Here is a 16147-nt window from a genome sequence, read left to right as displayed (position 1 = left end):
AGGTCAAGGCTAGGCAAATAAGGGAAACGGGAGCGCGGGACATGAACATCCAGGGCAAGAGCAGCTATCACGAGGTCCATGCACGCTCGCTGGCTGATCCCCAGGGCTTCTGGGCCGAGGCGGCCAGGGAAATCGACTGGATCGAGCCGCCCAAGACGATCTTCGACGCGTCGCAAGGAACCTACGGCCGCTGGTTCACCGGCGGCGTGGTCAACACCTGCTATAACGCGCTCGACCGCCATGTCGAACGCGGCCGCGCCGACCAGGTCGCGCTGATCCATGATTCGCCGCTGACGAACTCGATCACCAAGCTCACCTATGCCGAGCTGCTGAACGAGGTGCAGGCGCTCGGCGCCGTCATGCAGGATTTCGGCGTCGCCAAGGGCGATCGCGTCATCCTTTACATGCCGATGGTGCCGGAGGCGGTGGTCGCGATGCTCGCCTGCGCGCGCATCGGCGCGGTGCATTCGGTCGTGTTCGGCGGCTTTGCCGCGAAGGAGCTTGCCACCCGCATCGACGATGCACAGCCGAAGCTGATCCTGTCGGCGAGCTGCGGCATCGAGCCCGGCCGCATCGTGCAGTACAAGCCGCTGCTCGACGAGGCGATCAGGCTTGCCGGCAGCAAGCCGAAGGCCTGCATCGTGCTGCAACGTCCGCAGCTCACCTGTGACCTGGCGCCGGGCCGCGATTACGATTGGGCGAGCCTGCGCCGCAAGGCGATGAACGACGGCAAGAAGGCGCCTTGCGCGCCGGTCGCCGCCACCGATCCGCTCTACATCCTTTATACTTCGGGCACCACGGGCATTCCCAAGGGCGTGGTGCGCGACAATGGCGGCCATCTGGTCGCGGTGAAGTGGTCGATGTTCAACCTCTATGGCGTCAAGCCGGGCGAGGTCTGGTGGTGCGGCTCCGACATCGGCTGGGTGGTTGGCCACAGCTACATCGTCTACGGCCCGCTGCTGCACGGCGCGACCTCGATCATGTATGAGGGCAAGCCGGTCGGCACGCCCGATGCCGGCGCATTCTGGCGCGTCATCTCCGAGCACAAGGCGGTGGCGCTGTTCACCGCGCCGACCGCGTTCCGCGCGATTCGGAAAGAGGATCCGGAAGGAAAGTTCATCCGGCAATACGACCTGTCGACATTCCGCACGCTGTTCCTCGCCGGCGAGCGCGCCGATCCGCCCACGGTGGAATGGGCGGAGCAGCAGCTGAAGGTGCCTGTGATCGACCATTGGTGGCAGACCGAGACCGGCTGGTGCATCGCCGGTAATCCGGTCGGCCTCGGCATGCTGCCGGTGAAGCACGGCTCGCCGACGGTGCCGATGCCGGGCTACCAGGTCGACGTGGTCGATGAAGCGGCCAAGCCTGTCGGTCCCAACACCATGGGCTCGATCGTCATCAAGCTGCCGATGCCGCCGGGCTGCCTGCCGACGCTGTGGAAGCAGGACGAGCGCTTCAAGGAGGCTTACCTCAGCGAATTCCCCGGCTATTACAAAACCTCGGACGCCGGCTACAAGGATGAGGACGGCTATGTCTGGGTGATGGGCCGTACCGACGACATCATCAACGTCGCCGGGCATCGCCTGTCCACCGGCGGCATGGAGGAAATCCTGGCCTCGCATCCCGACGTCGCCGAATGCGCCGTGCTCGGCGTCAAGGACGCGATCAAGGGCGAGGTGCCCTGCGGCTTCCTGGTGCTTAAGGCCGGCGTGCAGCGCGCACCCGCCGAGATCGAGAAGGAGATCATCGCGCTGGTGCGCGACAAGCTCGGCCCCGTCGCCGCCTTCAAGCTCGCCATCACCGTCGGCCGCCTGCCCAAGACGCGCTCCGGCAAGATCTTGCGCGGCACCATCAAGAAGATTGCCGACGGCGAATCCTGGACCATGCCCGCGACGATCGAGGACCCCAAGGTGCTGGACGAGATCGGGGCGGCACTGAAGGGGCGGGTGTGAGGTTTCGAACCGTCGTTCCGGGGCGATGCGAAGCATCGAACTATGGTGCGCGATTGCGCACCTGAGAATCTCGAGATTCCGGGTTCGGTCCTACGGACCGCTCCGGAATGACGGTGTTGCCGACTTACAATCTCCTCATTCCGGGCTAAACAGGGCCCGCCAACAGGGGACCTCGTATGCCACTCGCCACCGCGCCGCGCCTGCTTGCAGCCTTAGCTCTCGCCATTGTGCTCTCCGCCTGCTCGGCGCGCTACCAGACGCCCGTGGCTGTGGGCGGCGACGATGACGACGCGGTGTGCCAGAGCCGCGGTTATGCGGCGGGCTCGCCGGAATATGTGGCCTGCCGCAAGGACCGTGACGTCCAGCGCAGCGCCGCCACCGCCCGCGCCGACCGCCGCCAGCGCGATCTCGGCGAGTACATGCTGAACCATCCCGAGCGGCCGTGATATCGGGTGCGGTATAATCCTGCCTGGCCACTTGCTCGCATTCGCGTTCCTCGTGACACATCTGCAACGCCGCGGCACAAATCGTGCCGCGTTTCGCCGGATTTGATCGGCGTCAAATCCTTCACCATCCCCTTTCTGCTCTGACGCTGGTGTCGCGCAACGATGCGCGAGAGACGGCTGAAGGGGATTGAAATGCAGAGAACGACAAGACACTTGGCGCGGATCGCGATGGTCGGTGCGATGCTCGCGGGGACTTTTGCCTCGGCGCAGGCCGCGGACCTGCCGGTCTACAAGAAGGCGCCGCCGCCCGTGGAGGCGTTCAATCCCTGGATGGTGCGCCTGCGCGTGCTCGGTGTGTTGCCCGATGCCGGCGGCTCGACCGTCAACGTCGCGGGCGTGCCGTCGCTGTCGTCGCCGAATTCCGGCCTCTCGATCAGCGACCAGGTCGTGCCCGAGCTCGACATCAGCTATTTCTTCACCAGGAACATCGCGGCCGAGCTGATCCTCGGCGTGACCAGGCATTCGATCAGCGGCACCGGCTCGCTCGCGAATTTGCCGATCGGCAAGACCACGCTGCTGCCGCCGACGCTGACGCTGCAATATCACTTCGACAATTTCGGCGCGTTCAAGCCGTATATCGGTGCGGGCGTGAACTACACCGTGTTCTTCAACAATTCCGCCGCCAATGCGCCGGCCGCCATCGTCGGCCCGCCCGCGATCGTCGCCACCACCACGAGCCTGCACGTCAGCAATGCGTGGGGCGGCGCCGTGCAGTTCGGCTTCGACTACATGCTCGACCGGCATTGGGGTCTCAACGTCGACGTCAAGAAGCTCTGGCTGCGGCCGGACTACAGCGCGACCGTCAGCGGCCTGCCTGTCACCGGCAACGCGCATATCGACCCGTGGCTGGTCGGCGGCGGCGTCACCTACAAGTTCTGATGACGTCTTCGCGGCGCCGGGCGGGGGGCCCGGCGCCGCGTCGATCTGCTCGACCAATCCTGTATCCTGTCAGTCCGAATGCACGGTGCGGGGATGCCGATCATGCAGGAGCTTCGCGAGCGGGTCGCGATCCTCGGGGTGCCCTTGTACGGCGATCTCGAACAGCGATTCCTGAATGTCCCGGGGCATCTCACCCCAGACCGACAGCGCCGCGTGACCAAGCATCAAGGCAAAGCGTTCTTCGTTGACTTGCATCTCTGATCCTCCGCGCGGGAACAATGCGACATCATACGCATCGTTCCAGATTGCGGCCACGTGCGCCTCGCCGGCTTGCTGCCGAGATCATGCAGTCTCGCCCTGGCCTCCGCGAATCTGCCAGGCAGGCATCGACACACGCCCGCGCGCCCAAATAAAAACGCGGCGGGGGGCCGCCGCGTTCAAATCCAGCTTGACGGTAAATCGGAGGAGGGGGAATTACTCCTCCTCGTCCTGCTTCTTGCCGCCGAGGGTCTTCAGCTTGGCGAACACGGCGTCCACGTTGAGGTCGTCGCTCGATCGCTCGGCCGGCTCGAACTCGTCCTTCTTGGTGGTCTCCGAGGCCGGCAGCAGGGTCGCGCCGCCATAGGCCGCGTCGATCGGCTTTTCCTTGGCCGCGCGGGCCACCTCGAAATCGAGCTCGATCTGCGAGCAGAGGCCGAGGGTGACCGGATCGATCGGGGTCAGCGAGGACGTGTTCCAGTGGGTGCGGTCGCGCACGCTGGCGATCGTGCTCTTGGTGGTGCCGACCAGGCGCATGATCTGGGCGTCCTTGAGCTCCGCATGGTTGCGCAGCAGCCAGAGGATTGCGCTCGGGCGCTCGTGGCGGCGCGAGACCGGGGTGTAGCGCGGGCCCTTGCGCTTGGGCTGCGGCGGCAGCACGACCTTGCTCTCCTGGAGGCGGAGGCGGTAATCCGGGTTCTTCTCACCCTTCTCGATCTCCTCGCGGGTGAGCTGGCCGTTGGAGAGGGGATCCATGCCCTTGATGCCCTGGGCGGCGTCGCCGTCGGCGATCGCGCGCACCTCGAGGGGATGCATCTTGGTGAAATCGGCGACCTGGTCGAAGGTCAGCGCGGTGTTGTCGAGCAGCCAGACGGCGGTCGCCTTGGGCATCAGAGGTGCGTTGCTCATGGCAAATCTCCTTTGTGCTTCGCCCACCCCTTTGGAGGCGAAGCCGGTGGTCATCAGCGATGACTGGGAATTCGCGCTATATAAGCCCGGAGGGGCTAGCCACGCAATGGTTCTGCTATAGATAGTGCCTTGACAGCGCCCGAAAGGGGGCCCAATTCCCTCTGAAGTCGCTGTAAGCCCGTACCCTAAGCCCTATTCATCCATCGACCGCTTCCCGCCCCATTCGGCGAGGTGATTCGGTCCCGAGATCGCTCAATGTCAGCCAAACCAGACCTGAAGATCGTGCTTTGTTCTCCCCGCGGCTTCTGCGCCGGGGTGGTCCGGGCGATCGACACCGTGGAACGGGCGCTCGATAAATACGGCGCCCCCGTCTATGTTCGCCATGAGATTGTGCACAATAAATACGTCGTCGATGGGTTGAAGAAGAAGGGCGCCATCTTCGTCGAGGAGCTGGCCGAAATCCCGGAAAGTACCACCGCGCCGGTCGTATTCTCGGCCCATGGCGTGCCGAAATCGGTTCCCGCCGACGCCCAGTCCCGCAATTTGTTCTCGCTGGACGCGACCTGCCCGCTGGTGACCAAGGTCCACCGCGAGGCGGCGATCCACTTCAAGCGCGGCCGCGAGATCTTCCTGATCGGCCATTCCCATCACCCCGAGGTGGTCGGCACGCTCGGCCAGCTCCCCGTCGGCGCCGTCACCCTGATCGAGACCGCCGAGGACGCCAAGACCATCACCCCGAAGGACCCCAACAACCTCGCCTTCGTGACCCAGACCACGCTGTCGATCGACGACACCGCAGAGATCGTCGCGCTGCTCAAGGAGCGTTTCCCGAACATCAACGGGCCGCACAAGGAAGACATCTGCTACGCCACCACCAACCGCCAGCTCGCGGTGAAGAAGGTGGCGCCGGTGGTGGACGCCCTGATCGTGGTCGGCGCGCCGAATTCGTCGAACTCGCAGCGCCTGCGCGAGGTCGCCGAGCGTGAGGGCTGCCCGATCGCGGTGCTGGCGCAACGCGCCGCCGATCTCGACTGGAAGCGGTTCGAAAACATCACCAGCCTCGGCATCACCGCGGGCGCCTCGGCGCCGGAAGTGATCGTCGAGGAGATCATGGACGCGTTCGCCGAGCGCTTCACGCTGCATGTGGAGACGGTCTCGGCCGCGGAAGAGAACGAGTTCTTTCCGCTGCCGCGCCAGGTGCGCCCCGAAGCCGCCGCCGAGTAGACCTCTATGGCGGTCTACACCGACGTCGCCGCCGACGAGCTTGCGGATTTCCTGAGCCAATACGATCTCGGCGAACTGCTCTCCTACAAGGGCATCGCCGAGGGCGTCGAGAACTCCAACTTCCTGCTGCACACCACCAAGGGATCGTTCATCCTCACGCTCTACGAGAAGCGCGTGGCGAAGAACGATCTGCCGTTCTTCCTCGCGCTGATGACGCATCTCGCCGAGCACGGCGTCAATTGTCCGCTGCCGGTGAAGGGAAGAGACGGCGAGGCGCTGCGCGAGCTGTCGGGCCGCCCCGCCGCGATCATCACCTTTCTCGAAGGCGTCTGGCCGCGCAAGCCGAACGCGGCCCATTGCGCCGGCGTCGGCGAGGGCCTGGCCAGGATGCATCTGGCCGGCGCCAATTTCGCGATCAGGCGCGCGAACGCGCTCTCGGTCGCGGGCTGGCGACCGTTGTTCGATGCGGCCGCAAGCCGCGCCGACGAGGTGCAGCCGGGCCTGCGCGCGTTTCTCGCAGCCGAGCTCGACTATCTCGCGAGCGGGGTCTGGCCGACCAATCTGCCCGAGGGCGTGATCCACGCCGACCTCTTCAACGACAACGTCTTCTTCCTCGGCGACAAGCTCTCGGGGATCATCGACTTCACCTTCGCCTGCAATGACATGCTGGCCTATGACGTCGCGATCTGCCTCAACGCGTGGTGCTTCGAGCCGGATCACTCCTTCAACGTCACCAAGGCGCGCGCTTTCCTCAACGCCTATGGCCGCGTGCGCAAGCTCTCGGAGGCGGAAGAGGCCGCGCTGCCGCTGCTGGCACGCGGTGCCGCGATCCGTTTCCTGCTGACGCGGCTGGTCGACTGGCTCAACGTGCCGCCCGGTGCGCTGGTGAGGCCGAAGGATCCGCTGGAATATGTCCGCAAGCTGCGCTTCCACCAGAGCGTTTCGAGCGTGCGCGACTACGGGCTGATGCCGTCAGGACTGGTCGCGTGAGCGAGCTTCCCGTTGTCACGATCTATACCGACGGCGCGTGCTCGGGAAATCCCGGGCCCGGCGGCTGGGGCGCGATCCTGAAGTTCGGCAACAAGGAGAAGGAGCTGAACGGCGGCGAGCGTCACACCACCAACAACCAGATGGAGCTGATGGCGGCGATCTCGGCGCTCGAAGCGCTGAAGAAGCCGTGCACCGTCGATCTCTACACCGACAGCCAGTATGTCCGGCAGGGGATCACGGGCTGGATCCACGGCTGGAAGCGCAACGGCTGGCGCACCGCCGACAAGAAGCCGGTCAAGAATGTCGAGCTTTGGCAGCGCCTCGACGCCGCGCTGAAGGCGCATCAGGTCCGCTGGCACTGGGTCAAGGGTCACGCCGGCCACCCCGAGAACGAGCGCGCGGATCAGCTGGCGCGGGACGGGATCGTGAAGGCGAGGTTGCAGCAGAGGGTGGCGGAGTAGCAGTTTGTTCCGTCATTCCGGGGCAGTGCAAGGCACCGAACTCAGGTGCGCAATTGCGCACCCGAGAATCTCGTGATTCCGGGTTCGCCTCTGCGAGGCGCCCCGGAATGACATCTATCTCAGAGCTGCCCGAGCAGCGTATCGCCGCCTGACACCTCGACCTTGCCGGGCATCGCCTCGAGGTTCAGCTTCTTCACCACGCCGTCCTCGACCAGCATCGAATAGCGCTTGGAGCGGATGCCGAGGCCGTTGGCGGAGGCGTCGAGCTCCATGCCGATCGCCTTGGTGAAGTCGGCATTGCCGTCGGCGAGGAAGACGGCCTCGTCGCGCTGGTCGGTGTCGCGCTTCCAGGCGTTCATGACGAAGGCGTCGTTGACGGAGATGATGGCGATGGTGTCGACGCCCTTGTCCTTGATGGCGTAGGCGTTGAGGAAGATGCTCGGCAGATGCATTTTGTGGCAGGTGCCGGTGTAGGCGCCGGGCACCGCGAACAGCGCCACCTTCTTGCCCTTGAAGATATCGTCGGTGGTCTTCACCTGCGGGCCTTCCGCCGTCATCACGCGGAATTTCGCCTCGGGCAGCTTGTCGCCAGTCTGGATCGCCATCGTCAGTCTCCCTGAAAATCGATCCCGCTTTTTAGACTGTGCGGCGGGCCTGCACAATATTGCCGGCAGGGAAAGCGGCGAAGGTTGCGGCCCTTCACCTTGATGTCATCAGCCGGAAAAGCCGCCATTGTCGAGGAAGGCCTGTTCTTCCTCGGTGGTCGGGCGTCCGAGGACGCGGTTGCGGTGGGGGAAGCGGCCGAACCGGCGGATAATGTCGGCGTGCTCCCGCGCGTATTTCAGGTTCTCGGCATTGTCGGCGTCCTGAAACAGCGCAATGCAGTGCAGCTGGTCGGGCAGGTGCTCGGAATGCATGAAGGGCATGTAGAGGAATTCGAGCAGGGCAGGATCGATCCGGCGATCCGCGCCCCGATCGATGGCGCGGCGGGCAATTTCGCGCGCCAGCGCATCGCTGGAGAAGGTCCTGGGATCGCCGCGAAACATGTTGCGGGGGAACTGATCGAGCACGATGACGAGCGCGAGTGCGCCGTCGTCGCTTGCCTCCCATGACGCGAGCTCGCCGGCGGCCGCCTGCTGCCAGAGGGCGAGAAAGCGGCGCCTGACCTCCGCGTCGAAAGCCTCGCTGCGCTTGTACCAGCGTTCGCGGCCGGCCTCGCGCCAGAAGGCGAGAATGCCGGCCGGCTTGATGTCGCCGACCTCAGTCATGACTCAAAGGCAGCCTTACGCCGCCTCCGCCTTCTTCTCGTCGCGGAGCTGCCGGCGCAGGATCTTGCCGACGTTGGTCTTCGGCAGGTCGGTGCGGAATTCGATGTGCTTGGGCACCTTGTAGCCGGTGAGCTGCTCGTGACAGAACTTGATCACGGCTTCGGCGGTGAGGTTTTGGTCCTTCTTCACCACGAAGGCCTTCACCGCTTCGCCCGATTTGGAATCGGGGATGCCGATCACGGCGCATTCGAGCACGCCCGGATGGCTCGCGATCACTTCCTCGATCTCGTTCGGATAGACGTTGAAGCCGGAGACCAGGATCATGTCCTTCTTGCGGTCCACGATCTTGGTGTAGCCCTTCTCGTCCATCACGCCGATGTCGCCGGTGCGGAAATAGCCGTCCGCGGTCATCACCTTGGCGGTCTCTTCCGGCCTGTTCCAGTAACCCGACATCACCTGCGGGCCCTTGGCGCAGATCTCGCCCGCCTGGCCGAGCGGCACTTCATTGCCGTCGTCGTCGCGGATGGAAATATAGGTCGAGGGCACGGGGATGCCGATCGAGCCGGAGAAATCGTTCGTGGTTGCCGGATTGCAGGTCAGCGTCGGTGAGGTCTCCGACAGACCATAGCCTTCGGCGATGAAGCAGCCGGTCACCGCCTTCCACTGCTCGGCGACGGGGCGCTGCACGGCCATGCCGCCGCCGTTGGAGATCTTCAGCTTGGAGAAGTCGAGCTTCTTGAAGTCCGGATGGTGCATCAGGCCGTTGTACAGTGTGTTGACGGCCGGGAAGCTGTTGACCTGGTACTTCGCCAGCTCCTTGACGAAGCCCGCGATGTCGCGCGGGTTGGGGATCAGGAGATTGCAGCCGCCGGCGCGCACCGCGAGCAGGTAGCAGGCCGTCAGCGCGAAGATGTGATAGAGCGGCAGCGCGCAGACGATCATCAACTGGTCGACATGCGGAGGCGCGGCGAGCGCCGGCTGGAGCCAGGCATCGTTCTGCAAGACGTTGGCGACGATGTTGCGGTGGAGCAGGGTCGCGCCCTTGGAGACGCCGGTGGTGCCGCCGGTATATTGCAGGAAGGCGACGTCGCCCGGCGACAGTTTCGGCTTGTTGAATGTCAAGCCGCGGCCGGCCGACAGCGCGTCGTTAAAGGACACCGCGCCCGGCAGCGACCAGGCCGGTACCATTTTCTTGACGCGGCGGACGACGAGGTTGACGATCACGCCCTTGAAGCCGAGCAGGTCGCCCATGCTGGCGACGATGACGTGCTTTACCGATGTCTTAGTGATCACCTGCTCGACGGTGTGGGCAAAGTTCTCCAGCACGATGATGGCTTCGGCGCCGGAATCCTTGAGCTGATGCTCGAGCTCGCGCGGCGTGTAGAGCGGATTGACGTTGACCACCGCAAAGCCGGCCCGCAGCACCGCGGCGGTGGCGATCGGGTATTGCAGCACGTTCGGCATCATGATGGCGACGCGAGCGCCGCGCTGGAGTCCGCGGCCTTGCAGATAGGCGGCCAGCGCAACCGACATCTGGTCGAGGTCGCGGTAGCTGATCGACTTGTCCATGCAGATGAACGCCTTGCGGTCGGCGAACTTGGCGAAGCTCTCCTCCAGAAGGTCGACCAGCGATGCGTATTGCGTCGGCTCGATATCGGCGGGCACGCCGGGCGGATATTGCTTAAGCCAGATGCGCTCCATGGAAACTCCCCTCTCCTACACCAGAGCCCGTTGTATCTCGGGCTTGCCTCATTACCGCCAGTATCGAGCCTGCCGGAACGGGTGGCAAGCCGTCGAGGCTTAGGGCAAAGGCCGGAGAGTGGCTACTGGAATCGTCGCAAAACCGCGCTGCCGCAGGTGCGAAGCGCCGGCTTCGGTTTAATTCGCAGGGGCGTTAACTGTTGTTGGCCGGCTTGGCGGGAGGCTTGGTCGCGGCCTTGGGCTTGGCGGGTTTTGCCGGCTGATCGCTATTTGCGGCGGGTTTCGCCGCATCGGGCTTCGCCGCGGCATGCTTGGTCCCCGCGGGTTTGGCCGCGGTCTTGGTGTCAGCCTTTGCGTCACTCTTCACATCACCCTTGGCGCCTGGCTTCGCTGCTGCCGTCTTGGTGTCCTTCGGCTTATCAGCCGCCTTGTCGGCTGCGTCCGGTTTCTTGGCGACACGCGACTTCTTGCCACGCGCCTTCGGCGTGGCCTGCTGGTCGGCATCGGCTGCGACCGCGGCGATCAGGGCAGTGCCGGTGCGGGTCGGGCCGGTATAGACCAGCACGGGCTCGGCTGCCGCCGGCGCCGAGGCCATCAGCTCGGAGGCCTTCATCAGGGGCGGCTGAAGCCCGGCGGTGAAGAAGGTCACCTGGGCTTCGCCGCCGGTGGCGGAGGCCGATCCGGTCGTGCCGCCATTGGCCGCGATCAGGGCATCGTCGTCGTCGCTCGCCGGCCGCTTGCGATGGCCGCCGCACATGTCGTCGCGCAGGTTCGGCGGCGAGGCGTCGACCGGCACGAGGTTTTCGACGGTGCCGAGCGAGGGACGCAGCCACGACAGATTGTCCTGGCTGAAGCCGCGCTCCAGGAGCTGCGCCGCCTTCACCGCGCGCGCCGTTCCGGAATTGGCGCCGAGCACAACGGCGATCAGCCGGCGGCCGTTGCGTGTGGCCGAGGCGACGAGGTTGTAACCGGAAGCGCAGATGAAGCCGGTCTTGAAACCATCGGCGCCGGGATAGCGGCCGATCAGCTTGTTGAAATTCCCGGTGACGCGCTTGCCGAAACGGATCGCCGGAATGTGCACGAAGTATTCGTATTCCGGCAGGTCGCGCAGGAACGAGCGTGCGAGAATGCCGAGATCCCGCGCGGACGTGATCTGACCATCGGCGGGCAGGCCGTTCGGATTGACGTAGCTCGTCTGCGTCATGCCGAGCTTCTTGGCGGTATCGTTCATCATGACGGAGAAGCCGTCGATCGATCCGCCGACGCCTTCGGCGAGCACCACGGCCATGTCGTTCGCCGACTTGACCATCATCATCTTCAGCGCGTTGTCGACGGTGAGCTGTGTTCCGGGGCGGAACCCCATTTTCGACGGCGACTGCGAGGCCGCGGTCGGCGACACCGTGAGCAGCGTGTCGAGCGTGAGCCTGCCGTCCTTCACCGCCTTCAACGTGACATAGGCGGTCATGATCTTGGTGACGGATGCCGGATACCAGGGAATGGTCGCGTTATCCGCCTGCAACACCTTGCCGCTGTCGGCTTCGATCAGCAGCAGCGCTTCGGCGCTCGCCGCGCGCGGCGCGAGCAGCGCGGCGCATGCGACGGCCGCGGCGAACAGGTTGAACAGGGATTTGCGAAGCAGCGGGCGAAAGGCGTGCACTATCCGATTCCGGTCCTTGGAGATCCGCCGGTTCCGGACGGTTCTCGTGATCTGAGTTTCGGGTTTTGAATTCCGGCGCCGCCGCTTGCGGCGTCGCAAACCTATACCGGCTCCTGCGTCGAGAATAGGGGTTTCGGCGCGGTATTCCGCAATGAAATAGGCCGAATTTCGGCGGTCCTGCGGGGACTTGCTAGGGGGATTTGGCTGCAGTCGCGATAGTCTCGGCCGCCGTCACGCTGGCCCGTGTGTTGGCTTGTGACTGTTCCTGCACCATGAACTGGGCCCTGGCGAGCTCGGCAAAATGGCCGCCTTTGGCCACGAGTTCATCGAAAGTTCCGCTTTCGGTCACGCGCCCGTTCTCGAATACCAGGATCCGCGTGGCGTTGCGGATGGTGGCGAGGCGGTGGGCGATCACGAAGGTGGTGCGGCCCCTCATCACTTCGTCGAGAGCGGCGTTCACCTTGACCTCGGTAACGGCGTCGAGCGCACTGGTCGCCTCGTCCAGGATCAGGATCGGCGGGTCCTTCAGCAGCGCACGCGCGATCGACAGCCGCTGCCGCTCGCCGCCGGAGAGCATGCGGCCGCGCTCGCCGGCATTGGTCTCGAACCCGCCGCTGCGCTCGATGAATTCGAGCGCCTGTGCGCGCTCGGCCGCCTTGCGCATCTCGGCTTCGGTAGCATCCGGCTTGCCGACGCGCAAATTCTCCGCGATCGAGCGGTTGAACAAGAGCGCTTCCTGGAATACGACGCCGATGTTCCGCCGCAGCGAGGTCAGCGTGACGCCGCGCACGTCCATGCCGTCGATCCTGATGAAGCCGGATTGCGGATCGAAGGCGCGATGCAACAGCGCAATCGCGGTGGACTTGCCGGCGCCGGTCGGGCCGACCAGCGCGACGGTCTGCCCGGGCAGCGCGGTGAAGGAGAGGTCCTCGACCGCCGGCCGCTTGCCGTCATAGGAGAAGGTGACGTCGTTGAACTCGACGAGGCCGGACAGGCGTCCGGCATCGATCGCGTCGGGACGGTCGTGGACCGCCGGCACGGCATCGAGCACGTTGAAGAATTCGCGCAGGCGCGGCGCTTCCATGAACACGTTGTTGATGAAGCTCACGACCTGCTCGAGCTTCTGGATCAGCAGCGTCGCAAAACTCACGAACATCACGATCTCGCCGACCGAGGTCAGCCCCTGGTCGTGCAGGGCGATGCCGAGCGTGAAGATCGCGAGCACAGTGATGGTGGTGGAGGCGCGCGTGATGACGGTGACGAGCGCCCACCAGGACAACACCGGCATCTGGGCTTCGAGCAATTGATTGGCGACCGAGCGCAGCCCCTGCACCTCGGATTCGACGCGCACGAAGCTCTGCACCAGCGCGACGTTGCCGAGCGCGTCGGAGGCCCGCGCGGAGAGCTCGCTGTAGTGCTCCTCGACCGCCATCTGCATGCCGAAGGTCCGGCGCACGACGAAAGTCGTCAGCGCCGTGAAGACGATGCAGAGCACGAACAGCAGGATCGCGAGCCGCCAGTTCAGATAGAGCGACAGCGGCAGCAGCACCACGACCGAGAGGATTGCGGCAAAGTGCTCGCGGAAGAAGCCGAGCCACAGCCGCCACAACGCGTCGGTGCCGTTGAGCATCACCTTCATCAGCCGGCCCGAATGGGTGCCGGAGTGGAAGGTCAGCGGCAGTTGCAGAATGTGCTCGAAATAGTCGGTCAGCACCGCCTGGCGCTGGCGGTGGGACAGCCGGTCGGCTTGCAGCGCAACGAGCGCGCTGCATGCGATGGTGAACAGCCCGAACGCGACCCAGGCAGCCAGGAAGGGCCATGCCGAGCTCGAACCGGCGACTGACTTGCCCGAGAGCACGTCGACGATGCGGCCGAACAGGACGGGCTCGGCGAATTGCGAGGCGGCGAGCAGGAGATTGGCAAACGCCAGCAGCCAGCCCAGCCGCGCCTCCTTGCCGAGCAGTTCGAGAACGCGGGTGTAAAGGCTGAAAATGGACATGCGGACCGGCAACTCGGGCGGATAACGGGGCCCGTATTCTAAGCAGGGATCGCTCGCGAGATACAGCGGAAGCTAGCGGTTTTGCTCAATTGATCAGCCGCCCTGCGACCGGCGGCAGGAACCGGTCGTCGAAGATGTCGCCCGCGGCCGGCCGCTTGCGGAATTTGAAGTCCTGGGCGATCTGGTCGATCGAGCGGTCCAGCCGCGCCGGGTCGATGCCGCCGAGGCCGTTGCGCTTGACCTCGTCGGTCAGGATGTTGTCGACGAGCACGGTGCGCAGGCGCTCCAGTTCGAGGTCGCGGTCGCCGTCGTCGATACGGCTCGCGGCCTCGTCCGCCGCACGGGCGGGCTCTTTGACGGTCGCGTTGATACCCGCGATCAAGGCGCGGACAAATCCCTTAAGCGCGTCCGGCTTCGCCGCGGCGAAAGCGGGGTTGGCCACCACGGCAAAGCCATAGGCTTCGCAGCCATAGTCGGCGTAGCGCAGCACCACGAGATCGTCGCCGGGCACGCCGCGGTCGCGCAGGTTCACCGCCGAGAGATAGCTGAAGCCGGCGACGGCATCGACTTGCCCTGCGGACAGGATCGGCTCGCGCACCGCCGCGCTCATCTTGTGGAATTTGATGCGCGACACGTTGATGCCGTTCTGCTGCACCAGTGCCGGCCACAGCCGCATCGACAGATCGCTGTCGGCGACTCCGACGGTCTTGCCGTCGAGATCGGGCAACAGGTGGATGCCGCGGCTCCTGCGCGCGACGATCGCGTAGGGCGCGCGGTTGAACAGCACGAACACCGCCTTGAGCGGCGCCGCCTCGTCCTTGTCGCGAAAGCGGATCAGCTCGTTGATGTCGACGAGCGCGAGCTCGCTGTCGCCCTTGGCGACGCGCGCGAGCGTCTCCGGGGACCCGGGCGCGGTGTTGAAGGAGACGTTGAGGCGCTCGGCGCCGAATTTGCCGTCCTTCGCGGCAAGGAAGAACGGCGCCATGCTCGCATCGATCGGGCGGTCGAAGGTGAAGTGGATCGCGACGGAGGGCACGGCGGTCTCGGCCGCGGTGACGTCGCGTGCGGTCAGTGTCGCAAGCGAGATCGAGAGCGCCAGCAGGCAACGAGAAATGATCGTCTTGAATTCTGACATCAGTTGCGCCGGTCCCGCATTGTTGTGGTTTCGTGACGCTCGCAGCGCCGGCCGGCGACGAGCCTGCGCGCGCCAATATGAACGGCGGATGAGCGGTGGTTGCGTCACGATTACGCAACCCCGTTCAGCTTGTGTTGGGGTTCGGGAACCCAACATGGGACGTGGGTGTTTGAAAGACATGAGCCTGTCTGCGCAGGCACCATTCGAGGTCCCAAGGAGGGTCCAGGACATGTTCGACCGATTTTCGAGACTGGCCGGCCGCAAGGCCGTTCTCGCCACCGCTGCGGTGCTGGCGCTGACTGCGGTCGCTCCGACCGCCTCATACGCCGGCGGCCGTCACTGGCGTGGTGGTGGTGGCGCAGCGGCTGCCGCAGCCTTTGCCGGCATCGTCGGCACCGGCCTTGCCATCGCCGCGACCCGCAATGCCTATGCCTACGACAACGGGCCCTATTATGGCGGTTATGGCGGTCCGGCCTATTACAGCGGCCCTGCCTATTACGGCGACGGCCCCTATTACGGTCCGGGCCCGAACTACCAGTATCAGCGCTACGGCGGCACCGCCCCCTCCGAGCTCTGCGGCCAAGGCTATTACACCAACTGCTACTAGCCTTGACGACGAGCCTTGAAGACCAGCCCTGGCGACCAGACTTTGGCTACCAAGGGTTGACCAAAACAGGCCGTCGCACTTGCCGCGTCGGCCTGTTTTTTGCTTTAATTGCCGGGCGTTAACGCGTTCGCCATTGGTTTAGAGTAGTTTTGAGTACCATGAGTGATTCGCTTGAGCGGCTATATCTGGCTGTGCTCGCGGCCAGAGACCTTGATCCGGCAACATCGCGCACCGCCCGGCTGTTTCAGCGTGGCCCCTCCAAAATGGCGAAGAAACTGGCCGAAGAGGCCATTGAGGTCGTCATCGATGCCGTCAATGGCGACACCGATGCCGTGGTCCGGGAAAGCGCCGACCTGCTCTACAACCTCACCGTGCTCTGGGCCTCGGCCGGCGTGCGCCCCGAGGACGTCTGGCGCGAGATGACGCGGCGGGAAGACATGCTCGGCATCGCCGAGAAGCTGCCGAAGTCGGCGATGAAGCTGCCCAAAGTTGCGTCACCGCGCGTTGCCGCGAGGCGGCCAATTGTCGCGCTCGAGGGCCGTACGGCGCGCAAGCGCCACTAGAACCGTCATAATTCGCCTCAATCTCGGCATGGACAAAT

Annotated in this window: 16 protein-coding genes; 8 read left to right on the top strand and 8 right to left on the bottom strand. The window is 64.9% G+C overall.

Annotation, left to right across the window (positions count from 1 at the left end; translation table 11 throughout):
• Positions 1-41: 41 nt before the first annotated feature.
• From AAFG50_RS38835 to AAFG50_RS38825, 3 genes are all read left to right on the top strand, one after another.
• Positions 42-1952 carry a propionyl-CoA synthetase gene (locus tag AAFG50_RS38835; protein WP_028173598.1) on the top strand — a complete coding sequence of 637 codons (1911 nt, stop codon included), beginning with the start codon at positions 42-44 and terminating at the stop codon, positions 1950-1952.
• A 176-nt stretch (positions 1953-2128) separates the two neighbouring features.
• Entirely contained in the window at positions 2129-2398 is a 270-nt protein-coding gene (locus AAFG50_RS38830) for a hypothetical protein (RefSeq protein ID WP_028173597.1), read from the top strand.
• 192 nt (positions 2399-2590) lie between these two features.
• A complete protein-coding gene (locus tag AAFG50_RS38825; RefSeq protein ID WP_028173596.1) occupies positions 2591-3337 on the top strand; it encodes an OmpW family outer membrane protein in 747 nt (248 codons plus the stop codon).
• 69 nt (positions 3338-3406) lie between these two features.
• On the opposite strand, the gene AAFG50_RS38820 is transcribed toward AAFG50_RS38825, so the two are convergent.
• Positions 3407-3592 (bottom strand): hypothetical protein, encoded by a 186-nt coding sequence (locus AAFG50_RS38820; protein WP_027546983.1) that lies wholly within the window; start codon positions 3590-3592, stop codon positions 3407-3409.
• 219 nt (positions 3593-3811) lie between these two features.
• Positions 3812-4504 carry a cell cycle transcriptional regulator TrcR gene (locus AAFG50_RS38815; RefSeq protein WP_028173595.1) on the bottom strand — a complete coding sequence of 231 codons (693 nt, stop codon included), beginning with the start codon at positions 4502-4504 and terminating at the stop codon, positions 3812-3814.
• Positions 4505-4759: 255 nt separating this feature from the next.
• On the opposite strand from AAFG50_RS38815, the gene ispH reads away from it, so the two are divergent.
• From ispH to rnhA, 3 genes are read left to right on the top strand one after another with little or no spacing between them, the layout of a single operon-like run.
• Positions 4760-5728 carry a 4-hydroxy-3-methylbut-2-enyl diphosphate reductase gene (gene ispH, locus AAFG50_RS38810; RefSeq protein WP_011084132.1) on the top strand — a complete coding sequence of 323 codons (969 nt, stop codon included), beginning with the start codon at positions 4760-4762 and terminating at the stop codon, positions 5726-5728.
• Between the two features lie 6 nt (positions 5729-5734).
• A complete protein-coding gene (locus AAFG50_RS38805; RefSeq protein WP_011084133.1) occupies positions 5735-6718 on the top strand; it encodes a homoserine kinase in 984 nt (327 codons plus the stop codon).
• On the top strand, positions 6715-7179 hold the full coding sequence (gene rnhA / locus AAFG50_RS38800; RefSeq protein WP_028173594.1) for a ribonuclease HI: 465 nt from the start codon (positions 6715-6717) through the stop codon (positions 7177-7179). The genes AAFG50_RS38805 and rnhA overlap by 4 nt, the downstream gene beginning before the upstream one ends.
• 119 nt (positions 7180-7298) lie before the next feature.
• On the opposite strand, the gene AAFG50_RS38795 is transcribed toward rnhA, so the two are convergent.
• The 6 genes from AAFG50_RS38795 to AAFG50_RS38770 form a co-directional block, all read right to left on the bottom strand.
• The gene (locus tag AAFG50_RS38795; RefSeq protein WP_011084135.1) at positions 7299-7784 is read right to left on the bottom strand and encodes a peroxiredoxin; all 486 of its coding nucleotides are present in this window, start codon (positions 7782-7784) and stop codon (positions 7299-7301) included.
• Between the two features lie 108 nt (positions 7785-7892).
• Complete coding sequence (locus tag AAFG50_RS38790) at positions 7893-8447, bottom strand: DUF924 family protein (RefSeq protein ID WP_011084136.1); 555 nt, start codon at positions 8445-8447, stop codon at positions 7893-7895.
• A gap of 15 nt (positions 8448-8462) precedes the next feature.
• The gene (locus AAFG50_RS38785) at positions 8463-10148 is read right to left on the bottom strand and encodes a long-chain fatty acid--CoA ligase (protein ID WP_011084137.1); all 1686 of its coding nucleotides are present in this window, start codon (positions 10146-10148) and stop codon (positions 8463-8465) included.
• Between the two features lie 193 nt (positions 10149-10341).
• On the bottom strand, positions 10342-11805 hold the full coding sequence (locus AAFG50_RS38780; protein WP_028173593.1) for a D-alanyl-D-alanine carboxypeptidase family protein: 1464 nt from the start codon (positions 11803-11805) through the stop codon (positions 10342-10344).
• A 190-nt stretch (positions 11806-11995) separates the two neighbouring features.
• Positions 11996-13804 (bottom strand): glucan ABC transporter ATP-binding protein/ permease, encoded by a 1809-nt coding sequence (locus AAFG50_RS38775; RefSeq protein ID WP_028173592.1) that lies wholly within the window; start codon positions 13802-13804, stop codon positions 11996-11998.
• A gap of 85 nt (positions 13805-13889) precedes the next feature.
• Positions 13890-14939 (bottom strand): ABC transporter substrate-binding protein, encoded by a 1050-nt coding sequence (locus AAFG50_RS38770; protein ID WP_028173591.1) that lies wholly within the window; start codon positions 14937-14939, stop codon positions 13890-13892.
• A gap of 229 nt (positions 14940-15168) precedes the next feature.
• Here AAFG50_RS38770 and AAFG50_RS38765 point away from each other — a divergent pair, with 229 nt between their 5' ends.
• Positions 15169-15546, top strand: a complete 378-nt coding sequence (locus tag AAFG50_RS38765; RefSeq protein WP_028173590.1) for a hypothetical protein — start codon at positions 15169-15171, stop codon at positions 15544-15546.
• A gap of 158 nt (positions 15547-15704) precedes the next feature.
• The gene (hisE, locus tag AAFG50_RS38760) at positions 15705-16109 is read left to right on the top strand and encodes a phosphoribosyl-ATP diphosphatase (protein ID WP_011084141.1); all 405 of its coding nucleotides are present in this window, start codon (positions 15705-15707) and stop codon (positions 16107-16109) included.
• Positions 16110-16147 lie beyond the last annotated feature (38 nt).

This window comes from Bradyrhizobium sp. B039 (assembly GCF_038965675.1).
GTDB classification, from domain to species: Bacteria; Pseudomonadota; Alphaproteobacteria; order Rhizobiales; family Xanthobacteraceae; genus Bradyrhizobium; species Bradyrhizobium diazoefficiens.
Note: the sequence above shows the minus strand (reverse complement) of the source record. Positions and strands in the feature narration are given on the sequence as shown.